We start from the raw sequence: 18,836 nt of genomic DNA, 5'->3' as shown, positions 1-18,836 counted from the left end.
CCGCGCTCCTCTGGGGAGGCTGTCGTAGTCGGTGTGCTTGCTCGCAGATCGGGTGATCATTGACTGAGCAATCGCCTACGTAGTCTTACACGGGCGGTCGCTTCAGTGCCACCTAGCCGACGGTGAGAGCGGCGAGGTCGTCAAAAAGAGGGGATGTGTCTGAGGGGATGGGGATGCGTCTGAGGGGAGTGTGCGAGGACCTTTCACGAATCGTCAGCAGATAAGACGCCACTTCGATGGTGCCGCACATCGCAGCCGCAATACACGCAAAACCATCCGCAAAAGCCGTAGACCTTTCCGAAAGCGTGGCGATTTCGGACTTGCGGGGACCTCCTCGGCGGTTGTTGTCATTGCAACAATTGTGAAAATTCAAATGACGCTTGTACTCTGAATTTCTGTGCCGAATCGCCGGTGCCGTGGAATCCCCAGCAATTCCCACGGCATCTGGCTGAACGCTGCACACCACGCTGTCTCGTCACCCCGACGTGGCATGCCATCGCCGCGGCTCCCCACTCTGCCCGGTCCGAACGCTCAGCTGGAGCGCACTCCCCTGCATCCAGACGAATTCAGCTTGAGAAGTGAAGAGAGAACATGGCCTACTTCAGCCGAACCGAAGAACTGACCGCCGTAATCGACCATGTCCGTCGCGGGCACGGCAGCTCCGTCGTTCTCACCGGGTCACGCGGTTTGGGAAAGACCACCCTTGTCACAGCGCTTCTCGAACGAGACGAGTTTCCGACCACTTCGGTTGCGATCAATTCCGCCGAATCCAACTGGCAGTATTCGGGTCTGACCGCCTACCTCGGTGCGATCGACGCTGCAGTCGGCTCTGATCTGCTGGCGACAGCCCACCGGATCGGCTTTGACGGCGAGACCTTCGACGTTGCGAAATCGATCGGTGACCTTCTTCGTCGTGCCGACCTCGGTGAGCAGCTCGTCGTTATCGACGACGCCGATGAGATGGACATCGCCAGCCAACAGGTGCTGGGATATGTGATGCGCCGCAAGGTCAGTCCGCGCCTTCGCCACGTGCTCACGGTCGACTGCCTCGGTGACAGCAGTGCGTTCAGCGGCATCCCCAGCATCATTCTCGAACCGCTGCCCGCGAGGACGCTCATCCGCATCGGTCAGGAGAACCTGCCGGCGACGGCCAGCTATGTGGTCCTCGATTTCTTCGCCCGAGCCAGCGCAGGCAACCCGCTCATCTTCAAGAGCATCCTCGGCGAGCTCTCGATGAAAGAGCTCACCGATGACGTGCCGCTGTCGGTGCCGCTTAAACCGGGCACGGCACTTACCGCACGTGTGGAGAGTGAAGTCAGCGGACTCAGCGACGCTGCGCGCGAAGCGCTGAACGTGCTGAGCTGCGGACTCTACGTTCCACTCGCGCTGATCGATGAGATCGAAGCACTCACCGCCGAGGCTGTGGAGGAGCTCATCGAGACCGGCTTCGTCACCCGCACGGAGCTCACACTGCGGATCGACCGCGCAGTCTCGGCCGTCGTGTACTGGAATCTCGACGCCAGCCAACGTCTCGATATCCATCGCCTCCTCGCGAGGCTGAGCGGGGAACAGTTCCCCGGCACCCGCGCATGGCACACCAGTTTCACCGAACCTGACGTGACACTGGTAAGCGTCATGCTCGACCACTCGATCACGCTGCTGCGGGTCGGCTTCGTCAACGGGGCAGCCGAATTCGTTGATCGGGCACTGGGGATGACCGACGGCTCACACGGAGAGCAGCTCGTCGAGGTGGCCGCGGGATTCCTCGACAATGGCGAATATGACTTGGCCAGGCGCAGCCTGCGATTCGCCTTCGGGACGGGAGTTTCCGCCGAGGCCAGGCTTGAAGGCATTATCATTCTCGTCTTCCTCGACTACATGCAGTTTCAGACGATCTCACCACGGCAGATCGAGGCCACCGTCAGCGAGCTTCAGCACTCCCACCCCAACGAATGCGTTCGTCTGCTGTGCGAAGCAGCGATCATCTACCTCGACCTGTGGGAATACGAGCGTGCCCAGACGATGCTCGATCGCGCAAAGAGCGTGGGCGGGAGCAATCCTGGCGTCCTGACAGCCGCGAACGTGATTCTGCAGTGGTACAAGGCAGTGTTCGAAGGCAGCCCGCTGCCGGAGATCACGATCATGGCGGAACAGGCGAAGACCGTCAGGCCGGCGTACGGGCAACCGATTGCCACGTTGGTCATGGCACGGGCCCTCACCCTGGCTGAACGCTACGACGATGCGCGGGAGATCCTCGGCGAATTCATCCAGTTCCCCGGAGCCAGGGTACGACTGTGGTCGGACATCGCCATGCACAGTCAGTTTGCGAACGAGATCGGCGCCGGCCGTCACCACAGGGCACGCGAGATCGCCGACTACATTCGGGCAGATCAGGGAAGCCGTCGGTATTTCGAGATCGCGAACAACCTGATGAGGGCGACTCTTGAGGCCATCTCCCGCGACTTCGCCGAGGCAGGGGTGACACTCCAGGAGACGGCGAAGCTGTTGGGGGCCGGACAGAGCAATTCCCTCGAGGCTCGTTTGGCCGGCGGCCAGGGCCGAGTGGCGCTGATGACGCAGGAATTCGACAGCGCCTGCGATCATTTCGCTCGAGCCTTTCGATACGGGCGTGATCTGGAGAACCCGCAGCTGCTGCGTATCCACGAGGACTACGTCGAGGTGCTGCTGCTCTCCGGCAGGAAGGGCGATGCCGTTGCAGTCGCCGAGGATCTGCGCCGTCGTGCGGCCGCCGCCCCCTCGGAGTGGGCGCATCTCGTTCTGAAGAAGTTCGACGCCCAGCTGCTCGACGGCGAGGAGTCGCTCGCCGCATTCGAGCAGGTCATCGACGAGTGGGAAGGTGGGAAGCACGAGTACCTCCGGGCCCGGACAATGCTGGCGTTCGCCACTCGCCTCAAGGAACTCGGCTACGACCGTCGCAGCATTGAAGTTCTTCAGGACGCCAAAGCACTGATGGAAGTTGCAGGGATCGAAATCGGTGACAAGGTGTTCGTCTCGAACCCGAACTACGAGTCGAATACGCCTGTGCTGGAGCTGCTCGATGAGAAGGAGCTGCCGGTCGTACGGCTGCTGGTGCGGGGGCTCAAGAACCGGTCGATCGCGAGCGAACTCTATGTCTCCGTGCGCACCGTCGAACTCCGGCTGACGAGCATCTACCGCAAGGCCGGGGTGAAGTCACGCTTCGAACTCCTGCGCCTGGTCTCCGAGCAGGACGAAGCTGGCGAGGGTGAGGAAGAGATCGCCTGAGTGGGATGGCTCGGTCTGGCTGACGGTTACCCGTCAGCCTTCAGCGGTTGACGTTGCCGGTCAGCGTTCCACATTGCCGGTGAGAATGCCGACCAGGGTCAGCGCCATGGCGATGGCCAGAGCGATCGCCGAGGCGATGAACGCGGCTGCGATGTGCTCGCTCAGCGCCGCCGCGACGATGGCCGGTCCGACGATCTGACCGATGCTGTACCAGGAGGTCAGCTTCGCCGAGGCGTTCGCGACACCCATCTGAGTGCCGACGCCGATCGTCATCATGACCACACCGATGAAGGTGAAGCCGAAGAGGGCAGCGGCGATGATGAGGACGATCGGTGAGGAACCGAAGACCGCGAGCAGGGCGCCGAATACCTGGAGGCAATAACAGACGGTCAGCGCCTTGACCGTGCCGATGCGGGCCGCGACCGCTGACCATGTCAGGGGAGATGCCGCTGTTGCGATCCCGGCGATGAGCCACGTCGAGGCGGCCGCGGTCGCGCCGAAAACGGGACCGGCGAGCACAACGAGGTAGGTGCCGATGATGATGTAACCGCCGCCTTGGAAGAAGTAGCCGGTGGAGAGGATCGCCATGGCTCGGCGACGATTGGCCTCGAAAGGGGTGGCCGCCTCGGCGGGATCGTCGGTGTTGGTCTCGGTCGGGTCGACCGCCTCGGCGGTGATGTTCTGTGAGACCCGGGTGGGGATCGGCCAGGTCCAGGCGATGATGGAGAAGATCGCGGACACGGCCGCGCAGATGAGCCAGAGCTGGCGCCAGTCGGCGAAGCTGCCGGCGGCGAGCACGATGGCTCCGGAGACGAGGATGCCGAAGCCGACTCCGCCGTAGGAGACGCCGCCGTCGCGCGGTTTGCGGGAGTTCGCGGGAATCCGTTGGGTCACGCATACGAAGATCAGCCCCGAGGCGATGCCGGCGATCGTGCGGATGCCGCCCTGCCAGATGAGGTTCGGGGTCAGGGCGACCGTGGCGAGGCCCAGTGTGGAGACGATGAGGCTGAGGCGGTAGACGAAGCGGTTGGGTTCGACCCAGCCTTGGGCGATGACGAGGGTGCCGATGAAGTAGCCGACGTAGTTCAGGGTCGCGATCCATGCGCCGGGAGCGGAACCCCAATGCAGAGCGGCGACCATGAGCGGCAGGGCCGGGGTGTAGAAGAAGCGGCCCATGCCCATTGCCACCGAGAGGCCGAGCGCTCCGCGAGCGGGGGTGAGGGAGGGCCTGGCGATGCTGTCGGGCATGGCGGTTCCTCTCCTCGGGCGGGCTCAGGTGGCGTGATCTCCAGCACTACGATGCCATGGCCGCGGGGCGGGTGCCTCGGCGGGTGGGGATTCGGACTCCGGACGTCGACGAGGTGGGGCGGGTGGGCAACACGTGGTTCTCCAATGTGCGAGCGTGACGTCGTGTCAATATGTCCGCGAAGGTGTCCGATGCCGTACATGTTTTTGCCCGCGAAACTCATTTGCACACGCTTACCCGAATCCGGCCATGCCGACGAGAACGACGTCAGGTGCAATTGCTTGGTCTTCCCGCGTGCCAGAACCAATAACCGGTCTAGAATTCGAACGATCTCAGAAAGGCTTTTCACCGGGCTGAGGCCGTGAGAGCCGACGGATACGGTCGATGCTGGACCACCGTCGGCAACAGCCAAAGATACTACTTCCCCACCTATCTGCCTTTCAGTTCATCTCAGGCCGCGCTCGCTCGAGGCGCATCCTCTCCTCCCGTAGTGCGTTCGCGCCGATGTCGACGCAGAGATTTCTTGCCCCTGGGGCGGCACCAAGTCGGAGAACATTACTGATCTGGTCAGACTGAACCTGGCAGGCAACCAGCGCGCCTCCGCCTCCAATGTCGGGACGCGCCGGAGGGCTCGTCTTGAACCAATGACCGAATTCCACGATTAGGTCAAAGCCCACGTCTGTGATCGCAAATGTGTCGCCATCTTCGTCGCCGAATTTGGCTCTGGTGGCCCCCGCGATATTTAGCATTCTTAGAACTTTGATCGTTTGTAGTGGATGAGCCAACCGCGTGGTGTTGCCTGGATAGTCTTGCGACGTTGATCCGACTCTGAGACGGAACTGGACACGAGTTCTGCTTCTTCGAGTTGCTTCACGACCGGCCGCATTGCCGGCATTGAGTTGAAACCGTATTCCAAGAATTCGCCAGGGGTACAACTTCCACCCTCGCTAAGTAGTTTGTCGAAGAAGGTCCAACCTCGAGGAGTAACCGAACGGGCTTCTGTCTCGTATTTGTCTGCTTGCTGATCAAGCCACTCTTTGAGTAGGGCCATCCGTTCTTCAGCGTCCGCTGGCATTAAGTCGTTCATGTCGACCCAGAGTGAAAAATCCTGGGCGTGTTTAAGCGCAATTCTAAGATTGTTACCCGCTACTCGGTATAAGTATTCGAAGCCCTGAGGCTCGACTGGTGCAGTGGCATCAGAACGTGTTCGATACTCTTCTAGGCGCCGCTCGATTACTCTCGCGCTATCGTGGGCGCTGAGTGGTCTAACAGGAATAGGATCGGCTATTACTCCACTGAGACTGGGTGAGCCGACTGCGCTGCGCATGATTCCATTGGCACCACATAACACCCACCTCACCCCAGGCAACTTTAGGAGCGTGTCACGCATCTCGCGCAGTACTCGGCGCGCTTCTTGTGACGTCTCTAGGATCTCCAGGTTGTCGATGACGCCAACGAACCCTCCTGCCGACCCCTTTGGGAAGATGATTTGCAGCCAGTCGTGCACGGCCGATCTGAAACCGGATTCAGAGAAGCCTCCAGTGTTTATCGAGGTGCTTCGAGAGGTGCTAATAGAAACAGGTGTGAACCCTACGCCGCCGCCATAGCCATACACTAACGGAGACTCTAGCCACGTTCTTATATTGGCCAAATTTGGGAGATCGTAGCCTGCGCTTGAAAGGAAATCTTCGTACTTGAAGATCGATCTTGCTATAACTGAAAGTATATGTCGTTCCAGAGATTCATGGTCAGCTGAAATCTGAAACGCTTCCACAAGCGGTAAGAATGGCGAGGTTAGTTCCCCTGCAGAATAATTCTGCATTGCCCGGTATGCCGCGACTGCGACAAGGCTGGTTTTGCCAACTCCGTTGTCTCCTTCCATGGAAGCGTGGGTGTCGACAGACGTCCAGTGCTTGTGGAGCTTTAAGACTTCCTTGTCCCTACCCACGAGCAACCTGGAACCCATGGCGTCGCCACTGAGTGGAGCTACCGCGTACGGGTTTTCTGAAAACCCGAATCCTTCAAATATGTTCATGTTCCCTCTCTCGGCTGCCGCGCAGTCTCCGTCGATTTCGCCTAAAATCTCGAGGCCGCATCCGCCTATCGGGTGCTGTTTGGCTTACTTTCCATGATGGTATGCGAGCGGAGAGTGTAAATGGTTCTTCGGCGATTAACAATTTCCGGATCGTCGGGCGTATCCATCGATGTATCGACGATGCCTCGCTCGGTGAGTTCGCGAGCTCCACGTCGCCAGAATTCTGAACTAAACCCATACTCTAGGCGTTCATAGCCTCGAACGTGGGCCGGTGAGTCTTCTTTGCCGGAGGCGTTCAGACGAAGAGCGACGTAAGTGGCGAGTTCTACATTGCTGAGGACATTTATCCAACCGTTTTTCCATAGTTCAAGTGGAAGTGTGATGTACCGCTTTCGGTCACTAGGAATGTGCTCAACCCTTAATGCTGGCACTCGTAAAGCACGGGGTGTCACTGTGATGAGTTCCTCGTCCTGAAGGTTACGGAGCGCCCTGTTCATCTTTCTGGTGGCCGAATCAACGTTCTTGCCCTCTCGGGCATAGCCAAGAATTTTGGCCAGAAGGTTCGAGCTGGTTGGCCTATAGAGGTCGTGAGGTGGTGTTTTGGTCATCATCACGAGCGTTAGATAGAGCTTGAGGGTAGCCGGCCCGTAGCTCACTAGCCTGGCCATTGGGGGCTTCCTGGTCGAAGACATGGCAAAGCCTGCACCAAATTCGACGGAAGCCTTCCGTCCGGAGTCGAGGCACGCCTTCTGAAGGAGGCTGAGTTCGTCTGCTTGGATCTCAAATCTACGTTCTGGCAAGGAGTTTCCTAAAGTTGAAGGACATATGTGTGGGGTAACACGAGATATGGGGGTGAAGGGGTAATAGGGGTATAGATCTTCTGCATCTTCACTGATGGGATCCCCTGTTGGACAAGCAAGAAGTCCTACTCTGCATCTAGTCTGTCGGTTTCCTACTCAGGAATGTCTCCAAGTTTACATACATACGACGGAGTCATCCACGGAAATGTCAGTTGCGGCCTTCTTGCAGACGGGTGATGCTGGCGTTGCAGGCACATGCTGGTGTCTTGCTTCCGTGGAGAGGAGTGGATATGAAGCGCGGATTCAAGGTGACGCTCAAGTGGTCGAAAGGTGAGCTTTCGATTTCCTTGGAGCCTTTGTAGTGCGGAATGCCGGAGGAGCGGTCGCCAGGCCGGAGCCGTGGGAAGAGTGGTCGATCTTCACTCTGCCCACGGCGAAGGTGGCTGAGATCCAGTGACTTTCTACTTCGGTAGGAAGTTGTTGATTCCGCGGGGACAGGGCAGAGTTATTGGAGTGAACCTCAGGAGGAGTATCCAGGGCGGCGTGGTGGCGCTCGCCCTCGTTCTGTCGGGGTGTTCGTTGTTCGATCCGGACGGGTCGTCGCCGTCTGGCCAGTCGCCGGAGCCGAGCCCTACTCCGACCGAATTCGAGCAGTCGTTTGCCGGTGCAATCTCCGGAGACGATGCGGTGGTGACAGCGTCCACCGACAAAACGGGCCCGGGCCTCACCGCAGACAATGTCGGGATCTCTTTCGAAGCCACAGACCTTGCCGATCCTCGGCTCGATCCAGCGCAGTCCAACCTCGACGAGCAGTTGAAGTCCCTCGGATCGCCGGCGCTGCGGTTCGGCGGCAATGCTCTCGACCGGAGGACATTCTGGACGTCCAAGGGTGAGAAGCCGAAGCACGGTGAGAAGGTCACCGTCACCCCTGATGACCTCAAGCGGCTGAAGAAGCTCGTCGACGTCACCGGTTCATCTGTCACCATCGGCATTCCTCTGGGCACCTACGATCCGGGACGCGGAGCGGACATGGCCGCGCATGCGGTCGACATCCTCGGCGAATCTCTTGTCGGTCTGGCGATCGGCAACGAACCGAACGGGTACACCGTCAAGGATGTGCCCAGCGGTGCCGTGCGCGGCAAGGGGTGGAACAAGGACAAATACGTGGAGCAGCTTGAGTCGTATGCCAAGGCGATCCATGCGAAACGGCCGGATGCGCCGATCATCGGTCCCGATGTCTACGACGGGGCGTGGATGGACGCTTTCGCCGGCGCCGGGGTCAAGCATAAGAAGGCGATTTCGCAGCACTGGTATCAGCTCTACGAATGCGATTCGTCTCAGGTTCCAGGGCGGGGGCCGCAGGCGGCGAACCTTATCGATCCCTTGGCGAAGAAGGCGGCGAAGAAGAACCTCGGCATCGGGAAATCGAAGGCTGACGCTGCGGATTTGCCGCTGTGGCTCGAAGAGACTGGGCCGACGAGCTGCCCGGGCACGAACGACACGTCACTGACGAACGCGTCGGCGCTGTGGGCGGCCGATTACACGATGTATGCGGCCACGCTCGGTGTCGAGCGGATGGCCATGCATTCGATGCTCGGGGCGTGCAATGGGGGAGCGCCGATGTCGCTCATCTGCGATCCGGCCGATCACGGGGACCGGTCGAAGGAGTTTCAGGCGAGGCCGAACATGTTGGGGCTGCGGTTGTTGGTGCCGAGTGTTGGTGGTCATTTCACGCGGACTTCAGTTTCCGGCGGTGGGAATATGAGCGCCTACACGGTGGTGAAGAACGACGGGCGCACCTTGGTCACGACTGTGATCAACGCGAACGACGCGGCTTCGGTGGGTGGGAATCCGGTGACGCTGGCGATGCCGTCGGGGTTCAGTGTGACGTCGGCTTCTCAGGTGTATGGGGCGTCGAACGGTGTGAAGAGTGCGACTCAGGTTGTGCCGGCGAATCCGCTGCCGGCTGATGTGCCGTTCAGTGGTGAGAGTGCTTCTGGGCCTTCTTCCAGTGAGTCGGCGTCGGCGTCGAGTTCGCTGGATGGGTCCGGGGTGTCGGCTGACGCCGGCGGCATGGGCGACGACGGGAAGCTGCGGATCGACCTGGCCGGGAGTTCGGTGACGGTCTTTGTGATGTCTGAGGTGATCAGTTAGAGGAGGCTGACGGGCGAGCCGATTCGTCACTCACATGACGTCATTTTCTGTGGAGTCCGGTCGTGATGGTCAGTCGCAGTCTTTCCCATCGCGAGACCAAGCGGCGAAGCTGCTCGCAGAGTTGCGAGGAATCTGTGTGCCCAACGGTGCACATCGTGGTCTTCGACCGTTGCCGTCATCGCTGCGATTCGCTCCCGCGCCTGGGTGTCATCGAGGCACGCAGCCTGGTGCATTCCGTTCTTCAGCTCTGATATATCGTGCGGGTTGACGACGATGGCTTGCTCGAGTTCGTCGACTGCGCCGGCGAACTCTGAGAGCACGAGCGCTCCGGCCCTATTTCTGCGGGCGGTGACGAATTCCTTGGCAACGAGATTCATCCCATCGCGGAGGGACGACACCACGAGGACATCGGCGGCGAGGTACAGGGCCACAGTGTCCTCGAACGAATATGAATGGTGTGAGTATTGGACGATGCCTCGACCCAGCGTCGCGAAACGACCGTTGATCCGTCCCACCAGTCGCTCCACCTCGTCGCGGAGGTCCTGATAGGCTGCGATGCCTTCGCGAGAGGGCACAGCCACCTGCAGGAAGTTCGTGGTCTGCGGTGAGAGCAGATCGTCATCGAGGAGTTCATCGAACGCCCGGAGGCGGTTCGGGATGCCTTTGGTGTAGTCGAGACGATCGATGCCCAGCATCAGAATGTCCGGATCGCCGAGATCGCGGCGAATCTGGGTCGCGGTTCGAGCCACCGCCTCCGAGTCAGCGGCCTGACGGATCGCCTCGGTATCGACCGAAATGGGAAAAGCCTCGATCAGGGGAGACGGGCCATCGGCCTTGACAGCAAATTTCCGCACCGCCGCCCGGAAGTTCTCCGCGTCCGAGCTGCGCTGGAAGCCGATGACGTCGGCCCCGAGCAGACCTTCGATGACTCCTCTGCGCCAGGGCAGCTGCCCGAACAGCTCGACGGGGGGAAAGGGAATGTGATTGAAGAAGCCGATCCGCACGTCGGGGCGGAGCAGCCTGACCATGTGCGGAACCAGTTGCAGATGATAGTCGTGGACCCAGATGGTGGCTCCGAAGGCGGCCGATCGGACGGCCGCTTGCGCGAACCGGGAATTGATTGCCTCGTATGCGCGCCACCACGTGCGATGGTACTGGGGAGTGACGATGAGGTCGTGGTAGAGCGGCCACAGCACACCATTGGAGAAGCCCTCGTAATAGGCTCGATATTCTGCCTCAGTCAATGAAACAGGAACGAGTGACATCCGGTCGAATTCGAATGGTGGGATCGTTTCGTCGAAGCCTCCAGCCCAGCCGAGCCACGCCCCACGTTCGGCTCTGACCATCGGCGCCAGTGCGGAGACGAGGCCTCCCGGCGCGGCCTGCCAGGTGCCTTCGCACCGGTCGACGGGTAAGCGGTTCGCCAGGACGATGAACGAATGTTCAGGGTTGGTCTCTGCCATGTTCTTCTCGCTCTTCTGACTCATCTGCCGCTGAGACTCGGTGAGCTCTTCTCCTGCCGGGGCAGCGGAAGGGCGAGAACCTAGTCCTCGCCCTTCCTCCGGGAAGCGTCAGTGCTTCGGACCGTTCCTCAGAGATTCGGCGGCTCCACGAGCCTTATCCTTGATCTCTTCTGCGGCTTGTCTGCCCTCGGCCTGGATCTTGTCGGTCTTGCCTTCGGCCTCCAGTCCTTTGTCACCGCTGGCCTTGCCTGCGGCAGATTTTGCGGAGCCCTTGAGCTTGTCGGCTTCGGGGGAGCTGTCGTTCATCTTTCTTCCTTTCGCGTGCACGACGGATCTCGCGCGAGCAGGCGGGATCCGATGCGTTGGGAGATTCTGTGTGAGAAGTGTCCGGCTGCCTGTGCCTCAGCTGTTGATCAGGAGCAGGATCTTGCCGTGGTCGAGCTTCTCTTCGAGGTCGTCGGACTCGATCGACGTGAAGCCGAACTCCTCGAAGATCGCACGCAGCTCGTCGCCCTTCTTGTCGTAACGGGTGCCCACGAGATTGCTGAGATCGTCGGGTTCGTTGGCGTTCACGCTGCCTGCGACGCGGTCGGTGCGGTCATCATCATGGGAGATGACGAAGAGGTCATCCTTGGAGATGCCCGCCGCCGCCTGGCGTTTCACTTCATCCATCAGTGCGGTATCGTCCTGGAATTCTTTGACTGCGGGTTTCATGTCGACTCCTTTCATGTTTACGACGTAATCACGCTAACAGACACTGTGGGTCTGTGCGAAGAGCCTACGGCCAATTTTGCAGGGGGTTCTCGTCGCCGCGGACCCGATGTAGCCTGGACGGCATAGCGTAAAAGTGTTTACGCGCTAATCACGCCTCAGAAGTGAAAGGAGGTCTTGGGCTGTGTGACATCTGAGGTGAGCGAGCAGGTTCAACGTTTGTCAACTCGGGCAGGGAGGATCCCATGGCCCAGAATCGTCTGACCAGAAACGACATCGTGCGAGCGGCGATCATCTTCGTCGACGCACACGGACTCGATGCGCTGACCATGCGACGTCTCGGGCAGTCCCTGGGGGTCGAAGCCATGGCCTTGTATCGGCATGTCTCCGGACGCGAAGATCTTCTCGAAGCGATGGTCGAAGCACTCATCGACAGTCTGTTCGACAACCGGCTGATGAGGCAGACACCGTCATCGTGGGAGGACTATCTCCAGAGGGTGGCCAATACGACGAAGGAACTGGCGCGCGATCATCCCGGGATCTTTCCCCTGATCGCCACGCAGCCGTCCCAAGCCCCGTGGCTGCGCCCTCCACTGCGCAGTCTGCGATGGGTCGAAGAGTTCCTCTCCACTCTGCAGGGATTCGAGTTCTCTGATGCGGCCGCGGTCGGCGCTTACAAATCGTTCACCAGCTTCCTCATCGGAGATCTGCTCCTGCAAGTCCATTCCACGAATCTCGACGTCATCGGCGGAGACGATCACCAGAGGGCGGGTGACGACTCCGACTTATCGGAGTATCCCACCGTGAACGCGCTGAGTGACCTGCTCAGCGAAGATCATCGCCAACGGCAGTTCGACGATGCTCTCGACGAACTCATCGAACGCATCCGCCTCTCACCAACTAATTAGCTGTAACCTCAAACAGCTCACCCAGCTGAGAAGGATCAATATGCTCGACACCTCTTCAGAGGCCCTCCAGGTCCTCCTCGTGGCCGACCCGGGCCTGCCCAGCCGCCGGGCCGCCGCTATTCATCAACGTCTCGAAAGGCTTCTGCAAGACGCGTATGGGGTCACGACGACCTTGCACACGGCGACTGACACCATCCGATTGACACCGGAGAGCGAACTCGACCTCAGCGCTGTCGAAGACCTTCGCGCCGACTACCCGGACGTCAACATCGTCCTGATACTCACCGAGATCCCGCGCCATACCCAGGGCGACCCGCTGATCGCCGAGGTGCATTCCGACAGCAATCTCGCGATCGTGTCCTGTCCCACTCTGGGCGCATGGTCGACCAAGCGCCGCATCATCAAAGTCCTGATGAGCTCGGTCAACAAATTGGTGCCGTGGGATCCCGAAGATACGACCCGTCGGTTTCTGCTCCGCTGGTCCGACTGGTCCGACAACGAAGACGCCCAGCACCAGTCGCTGCATGCCCACACCATCACAGGAGGCCCACGTCTGGTGCTGGGAATGACGATGGCCAACGACCCGTGGCGCACTGTCCCGAAGCTTTCAGGCGCCCTCGCCGCGGCATCGGCCACAGGAGCTTTCGGCATCTTCTACAGTTCCATCTGGCAGATGTCGACCTATCTGTCCACCACGCGGCTGCTGTCAATCGGCGCGGCCGCCATCCTGGTCATGGTCACCTGGCTGATCATCAACCACAAACTCTGGGACGAACCGCGCAGAGACAACCTGGCAACAGTGGTGATGTACTACAACCTCTCGACCGCCCTGACCCTGCTGATCACCGTGCTCGCGCTCTACGCGGGACTGGTCGGCCTCATTCTGCTGGGCGGTCTCATTGTCATCGACCCCGAATTCATGACGACCCAGATCCAGCAGAAGGCGACGGTCGCCAACTATCTCGACATCGCCTGGCTCAGCGCAGCGATGGGCGTCGTCGCCGGCGGTATCGGCGCAAGCTTCGACTCCGACTTAGATGTGAAACGACTGACTCACGGACAGCGCATGCGCCAACGGGTCTACACCGACAACCACCCGGACACCGATGATGTCAGCCAGAACTCCTGATGGCTGATAAGGACCTGCCCAGCGATTTCAGAAAGATATGAGATGAACACACAGCATCGGTTAGACGTCACTGGGATGATTTCAGCGCCTCTGGGCTCCTGGCGCGACGAACCCGCCAGCCAGGATGATCTGCGAAAGCTGGTCACCAGCAATGCGCAGACCGCTGACAAGGTTCGCGCCCTGAGTCGATTTCTCGGACTCACCGGAACGACGTCTCACATGCGGCAGTGGGAGTCGCTGCTCGAGGTGGCGGCCATCGATGTCGCTGTCGCTCGGATGCTCGAACCCCATGTGGATGCGCGGGGCATCCTTGCCGAAGCCGGACACGACGCACCCGATGGCTCGACCTGGGGCGTCTACGCCGCCGAGTCTCCAGCCCACGTCCTCACCGTGGGCGCAGAGGGCGAGCAGACCGTGATCGATGGAGAAAAAGCCTGGTGTTCCTTGGCCGCCGAACTCTCGCACGCCATCGTCATCGCCGGCAGCGACGGGGGATCGTACGCCTGTGCCGTAAACCTCAGGGACCCCCGAGCGCAGGCCCAGCCGACTGCCTGGCCGAGCGTGGGGCTGCAGGAGATCCCGAGCGGAAGTGTCGCATTCACGAAAATGCCCGTCACCGTCCTCGGTCCGCCGAACTGGTACCTGGATCGACCTGCATTCGCGTGGGGAGGCATCCGAGTGGCAGCATGTTGGTTCGGCGCAGCCGTGGGACTGGCAAGAAATGCCGTGCGACGGCACAGCAAGCGCTCCAACTCATCCACAGTCGGTGAGATGCTGATCGGTCAGCTCGAGGCTGAGATCTTCTCGATTCGCAGCGTCCTCGCGCAGGCAGCGGCCGCAGCCGACGGGAGTGACGAGTACTCCCGTGCACGTGCCTGGACCGTGGCCCTGACAGTGCGCAATATCGTCTACTCAGGAGTTCGCCGGATCCAGCACCTGAGTCGCGAAATCGCGGGACCGGCGGCGCTGACAGGCGATGTCGGCTTCGCCAAAGCCGACGCTGACCTCACCGTCTACATCAGTCAGCACCACGGTCCACGCGATGAAGCCGCTCTCGGCACGGAACTTCGCACGAAGGTCGACCACAATGAGTTTTGACCATCGTGACACCGGCACGCCCGAAGCCTGTTGGAGGGAAGCCGGTGTGCAGGAGCTTCCCGCGCTCGGGGTCGAGGCCATGCCTGCCGAGACCACGTTCATCATCCTTGCCGCACATCCGGACGATGAGGCCCTTGGAGCCGCCGGCCTGCTGGCCCGCCTGCGCCGGTCCGTTCATCGAGTCGTCGTCCTGCTCTTCACCGCAGGGGAACAATCCCATCCGGGTTCTCCCACCCACTCGACGAAGGAACTCAGGGAGATTCGTCTGCGCGAGTTCGATGCGGCACTGGATCTGTTCGATCACGAGCGTCTGTCCCGTCGTTTCGTGGGGTTGCCTGATGGTCAGCTGAGCGCATTCAGCCAGAGGATCGTCTACGAGATCGGGGCCGAAGTGGACCAGCACCAGGGACCCGTGGTGCTCGTCTCACCTTACAGTCGGGACGGACATGGCGATCATGAGGCGATCGGAGCAGCCGCCCTGCAGTTGGGGCGTGACCGCCACACGACGGTGCTCGAGTACCCGATCTGGTACTGGCATTGGGCAGACCCCTCCGACGAGGAGTGGCGCAGCTGGTCGTTTCTGCCCGATCCAGCGAACTTCGACAGGCAGGCAGTGTTCGATTGCTACCCCTCGCAGGTGTCAGCGCTATCCGATCAGCCCGGAGACGAAGCAATCGTCAGCCCCGCTCATCTCGACCATTTCCGTCGTGGCGGAGACACCTTCGCTGTCTCGGACTTCCGCGCCGCTGCGACTCCGGTTTCCTGCGGCGGCGCCAGTTCAGAGACGCTCCACGACGCCAGTGCGGCCTCTGCGGTCTTCGACGAAGTCCACGTTCAACGGTGTGACCCCTGGCAGGTGTGGAGTTCCGAATATGAGATCGCCAAACGCCGGAATCTCCTCACCCATCTGCCTGCGGTTCCGTACGCTCATATCCTTGAGATCGGCTGCTCGGTAGGCGCTTTGACTCATGATCTCGCCGGTGTCGGGGCGCAGGTGACGGCAGTCGATGCGAGTTCGCAGGCTCTGCGAATCGCCAGACGCCGAGGAGCTGCGCCTTCATCGGCAATCAACTTCGTCCATGCCACCATTCCCTTCGAGTGGCCCCAGGGCACTTTCGACTGCGTCGTGCTGTCGGAGACCGGCTTCTACCTCAGTCGTTCCCAGCTCTTCGACACCTTGGAGAAGATCGATGGCTCGACAACGGTTCGCTTCGTCCTCGTGCTCTGCCACTGGAGGGGAGAGATCGACGATTGGCCACTGGATGCCGATGAAGTGCATCGCATCTGCTTAGGCGCCTGGCCTCGTCATCGGGTCGAACACCGGTATGAAGGGGATTATCGTCTGGACATCATCACGATCGACAAGGATTTCCGCCCATCCGCGGCCGAGGGGCACGCATGATCACGCGTTTGGGTGTGATCATCCCGGCTCATAATGAGGAGGAAGACATCCTCGGGTGCCTCGAGTCGGTGCAGCGATCGCGCTCATGCGCTGTCGAGAGAGGCATCGACTGTCGGTTTCGAGTCCTCGTCGTGGCAGATGCCTGCACCGATGCCACGGAGGGCATCGTCGAGGATTTTGCCGCCCGACATCGCGATGTCTTCGTCCTCGCGACCTCTTTTCAGTCCGTCGGTCGAGCACGCGACTTCGGATGGAGGCACTTCATGCGAACAGAGAAATCGACGACAGAGCAAGACTCCGACTCGGCGTGGATCGCATTCACAGACGCCGACAGCAGAGTGCCCGAACATTGGATCACCACACATCTCGAACTCGCCGCGACAGGTGTCGATTGCCTGGTGGGCACTGTGGCCCCACGCCCGGAGACAGCATCGACCGAACTGATCGCAGCTTGGCATGCCAACCACGAACTGCTCGAGAACCACCCGTACATATTCGGAGCGAACATGGGTCTGCGCGCCGGCGTGCTCGAAGCCATGGGCGGCGTGCCTCCGCTGAAATGTGGTGAGGACGAAGCAATCGTCGATGCGGTGCTGCGCGAGGGCGGCCGCATTCGCAGAACCGATGACTGCAGAGTGCTCACGTCTGCTCGTCTGTCCGGTCGCGTACGCGGCGGCTTCAGCAGCTACTTGCGTCAACTGACGTGAAGCGACGGTGCTTTCCTGCCGAAGCGGAGTCGGAGGCTGTCCTCCTCCGCAGTGCACTGAAAGGTGTCGCCGTCGTTCCCGGCTTCACGCGAGGCCTCCCTACTGGGAATGACACCTCACGTGAAGGCGGGAGAGGATCAGGCGAAGATGCTCACCCCTCCTGGCCCGACGAGGCAGCCGACGACGATGAGGACGACGCCCCAAAGAATCTGCTTACGCAAGATCGCGAAGACGCCCGAGACGACGAGCAGCGCTGCGAGGATCCATAGGACAATAGCCATAATTTCTCTTCCTTATCGGTTTCACTGTGAGTGCGGCGCCATCGGATCGAAAGCCGGTGAGGAATCTGATCAACGCCGAGGCTGAGCTCAGCCGACGTTGGAGAGTTGTCTTTTTCTTGGTCTGCCGGCGGATGCGATTCCAGGTGCCGCTCCATCCACCGAGCCTGCCGACCATAAACAACACTCGCCGAGAAGATTACATCGTAAACATCGCGAGCGATACCTCCCCCTTCTGACAGAAGGAACATCGGCGGGACCACAGCGGTGTGAGAGAGCCGATCGGTCCAGACGCCCGGATGACGGAGAGTGTGGACAGCACGACGCAGTCATGACAGGCTGTTGTGCGGCAGTGCGGGCACGGGGGAAAAGGTCGGACTTCTGCGCGAGTTGGGAGCCGACGCGGTTTTCAACCACCGTGACGGCTCGGCACTGGATCTGCTTCGTGAAGCAGCTTCGGAAGGAATCGACCTGTGCTATGACAATGTGGGCGGACAATAGTTGGAAGCCGCACTGGAGACTCTGCGCCACGGCGGGCGCATCGTGATCTGCGGGGCCGCTTCGCAGTACGGGAAAGGGAGCGACCGTCAGGGGCCAGCGAATTACCACCGCATGATCTTCGGGCAGCTGACCATGCGCGGCTTTGACGTGTCCGCGAACGAAGACCTGCGCCCCGACTTCGAGGCCACCGTCTCCAGGTGGCTGCGTGCAGGGAAGGTCCGGAGCCTGCACACACTCCACACCGGATTCGACCAGATCCCCGGGGCCTTCGCATCGCTGCTCTCCGGGTGCAGCAAGGGCCGCGTGATCGTCGACTGCGACAACTGAGCAGGCGCTCAGTCCGCCGTCGTGCTGATCGATGCAGCCACCTGGCTCAAGTGCTGGGGTCGAATGGTCCGGTCGGGACGGAGAGGCCGATTCGACCTCGGCTGTTGGACGGTGCTCGAGGACTAGAATGGAAGCTGTTCCGCCTCGTAAGCGAATACAGCGGAGCCGAGTGCGACAGCAGAGGTGGGAGCGCGGGGTGGCAGATTTCGAGAAGTCAGCGGTCTACGACGTCGTCTCGAGCGACCCAGACCAGACCCTCATTGACCAATCGGGCTTCTCATCGGCGGAGATCGCTGAGATCGGGGAGCTGATGGCGGCCTTCGCTGACCTGCGTGAAGCCGAGCGAGTGATGTCAGAAGAGTCGCAGGATTATATGAAGCTCAACGCCACCGACATGCGCGCGCTCCACTACCTCATCATCTGTCAGCACCAGCAGCGAGTGGGCACTCCCGGAGGCATCGCCGAGCATCTGAATATCTCCGCTTCAGCGACGACGAAGCTGCTCGACCGGTTGGAGCGCAGCGACCATATCGTGCGCGAGCCGCACCCCAGCGATCGTCGGGCTCAGGCGATCAGCATCACTCCGGCCACCTACACGGCGGCAGTCGACACCGTCGGGCGGGCGCAGTCCAGGCGCTTCCACGCTGCGGCCCGGCTCAGCTCGGCCGAACGGCAGGTCGTCATCCGCTTCCTCCGAGACACGAAACGCGACCTCACGGATCCCGATGCCGATTCTGGACGGGACCGCCCTTCCCGGCAGGAGGACACCGGCGCCTAAGCCTCGATTCCGCAACGTGAACGTGACCGTCATGC

General features: G+C 60.9%; 16 protein-coding genes. 9 read left to right on the top strand and 7 right to left on the bottom strand.

Annotated features, from left to right (window positions below; genetic code table 11):
- The first annotated feature begins 591 nt into the window (after positions 1-591).
- Complete coding sequence (locus tag ACU4IU_RS06035) at positions 592-3,264, top strand: AAA family ATPase (protein ID WP_446656150.1); 2,673 nt, start codon at positions 592-594, stop codon at positions 3,262-3,264.
- Positions 3,265-3,324: 60 nt separating this feature from the next.
- Here ACU4IU_RS06035 and ACU4IU_RS06030 read toward each other — a convergent pair whose 3' ends face one another.
- From ACU4IU_RS06030 to ACU4IU_RS06020, 3 genes are all read right to left on the bottom strand, one after another.
- Complete coding sequence (locus ACU4IU_RS06030; protein ID WP_446656149.1) at positions 3,325-4,512, bottom strand: YbfB/YjiJ family MFS transporter; 1,188 nt, start codon at positions 4,510-4,512, stop codon at positions 3,325-3,327.
- Positions 4,513-5,261: 749 nt separating this feature from the next.
- Positions 5,262-6,545 (bottom strand): hypothetical protein, encoded by a 1,284-nt coding sequence (locus tag ACU4IU_RS06025; RefSeq protein WP_446656148.1) that lies wholly within the window; start codon positions 6,543-6,545, stop codon positions 5,262-5,264.
- Between the two features lie 65 nt (positions 6,546-6,610).
- A complete protein-coding gene (locus ACU4IU_RS06020; RefSeq protein ID WP_446656147.1) occupies positions 6,611-7,213 on the bottom strand; it encodes a hypothetical protein in 603 nt (200 codons plus the stop codon).
- Positions 7,214-8,035: 822 nt separating this feature from the next.
- Here ACU4IU_RS06020 and ACU4IU_RS06015 point away from each other — a divergent pair.
- Complete coding sequence (locus ACU4IU_RS06015) at positions 8,036-9,499, top strand: hypothetical protein (RefSeq protein ID WP_446656146.1); 1,464 nt, start codon at positions 8,036-8,038, stop codon at positions 9,497-9,499.
- Positions 9,500-9,525: 26 nt separating this feature from the next.
- Here ACU4IU_RS06015 and ACU4IU_RS06010 read toward each other — a convergent pair whose 3' ends face one another.
- The 3 genes from ACU4IU_RS06010 to ACU4IU_RS06000 all read right to left on the bottom strand — a co-directional run bounded on the left by ACU4IU_RS06010 (position 9,526) and on the right by ACU4IU_RS06000 (position 11,676).
- Complete coding sequence (locus ACU4IU_RS06010) at positions 9,526-10,986, bottom strand: alpha,alpha-trehalose-phosphate synthase (UDP-forming) (protein ID WP_446656145.1); 1,461 nt, start codon at positions 10,984-10,986, stop codon at positions 9,526-9,528.
- Between the two features lie 84 nt (positions 10,987-11,070).
- Complete coding sequence (locus tag ACU4IU_RS06005) at positions 11,071-11,268, bottom strand: CsbD family protein (protein WP_446656144.1); 198 nt, start codon at positions 11,266-11,268, stop codon at positions 11,071-11,073.
- Between the two features lie 96 nt (positions 11,269-11,364).
- Positions 11,365-11,676: a general stress protein gene (locus ACU4IU_RS06000; RefSeq protein WP_434593531.1), complete on the bottom strand. Its 312-nt coding sequence runs from the start codon at positions 11,674-11,676 to the stop codon at positions 11,365-11,367.
- 242 nt (positions 11,677-11,918) lie between these two features.
- Here ACU4IU_RS06000 and ACU4IU_RS05995 point away from each other — a divergent pair, with 242 nt between their 5' ends.
- From ACU4IU_RS05995 to ACU4IU_RS05975, 5 genes are all read left to right on the top strand, one after another.
- On the top strand, positions 11,919-12,581 hold the full coding sequence (locus ACU4IU_RS05995) for a TetR/AcrR family transcriptional regulator (protein WP_446656143.1): 663 nt from the start codon (positions 11,919-11,921) through the stop codon (positions 12,579-12,581).
- Positions 12,582-12,621: 40 nt separating this feature from the next.
- The gene (locus ACU4IU_RS05990; RefSeq protein WP_446656142.1) at positions 12,622-13,710 is read left to right on the top strand and encodes a hypothetical protein; all 1,089 of its coding nucleotides are present in this window, start codon (positions 12,622-12,624) and stop codon (positions 13,708-13,710) included.
- Positions 13,711-13,785: 75 nt separating this feature from the next.
- Entirely contained in the window at positions 13,786-14,808 is a 1,023-nt protein-coding gene (locus ACU4IU_RS05985; protein WP_446656141.1) for a hypothetical protein, read from the top strand.
- Complete coding sequence (locus tag ACU4IU_RS05980) at positions 14,798-16,210, top strand: PIG-L family deacetylase (protein WP_446656140.1); 1,413 nt, start codon at positions 14,798-14,800, stop codon at positions 16,208-16,210. The genes ACU4IU_RS05985 and ACU4IU_RS05980 overlap by 11 nt, the downstream gene beginning before the upstream one ends.
- Positions 16,207-16,917, top strand: coding sequence for a glycosyltransferase (locus tag ACU4IU_RS05975; protein ID WP_446656139.1), 711 nt, complete (start codon positions 16,207-16,209; stop codon positions 16,915-16,917). Before ACU4IU_RS05980 ends, ACU4IU_RS05975 begins: the two co-directional genes overlap by 4 nt.
- Positions 16,918-17,054: 137 nt before the next feature.
- On the opposite strand, the gene ACU4IU_RS05970 is transcribed toward ACU4IU_RS05975, so the two are convergent.
- The gene (locus tag ACU4IU_RS05970; protein WP_162835624.1) at positions 17,055-17,198 is read right to left on the bottom strand and encodes a GPGG-motif small membrane protein; all 144 of its coding nucleotides are present in this window, start codon (positions 17,196-17,198) and stop codon (positions 17,055-17,057) included.
- A gap of 498 nt (positions 17,199-17,696) precedes the next feature.
- Between ACU4IU_RS05970 and ACU4IU_RS05965 the strand changes: the two genes are divergently transcribed.
- Together ACU4IU_RS05965 and ACU4IU_RS05960 are read left to right on the top strand one after the other, a co-directional pair.
- Positions 17,697-18,023, top strand: a complete 327-nt coding sequence (locus ACU4IU_RS05965; protein ID WP_446656138.1) for a hypothetical protein — start codon at positions 17,697-17,699, stop codon at positions 18,021-18,023.
- 196 nt (positions 18,024-18,219) lie between these two features.
- Positions 18,220-18,801 carry a MarR family winged helix-turn-helix transcriptional regulator gene (locus ACU4IU_RS05960; RefSeq protein ID WP_446656137.1) on the top strand — a complete coding sequence of 194 codons (582 nt, stop codon included), beginning with the start codon at positions 18,220-18,222 and terminating at the stop codon, positions 18,799-18,801.
- The last annotated feature ends 35 nt before the right edge of the window (positions 18,802-18,836 follow it).

The organism is Brevibacterium sp. CSND-B09 (assembly GCF_052906525.1).
This window is presented reverse-complemented; position numbering and strand designations above follow the sequence as displayed.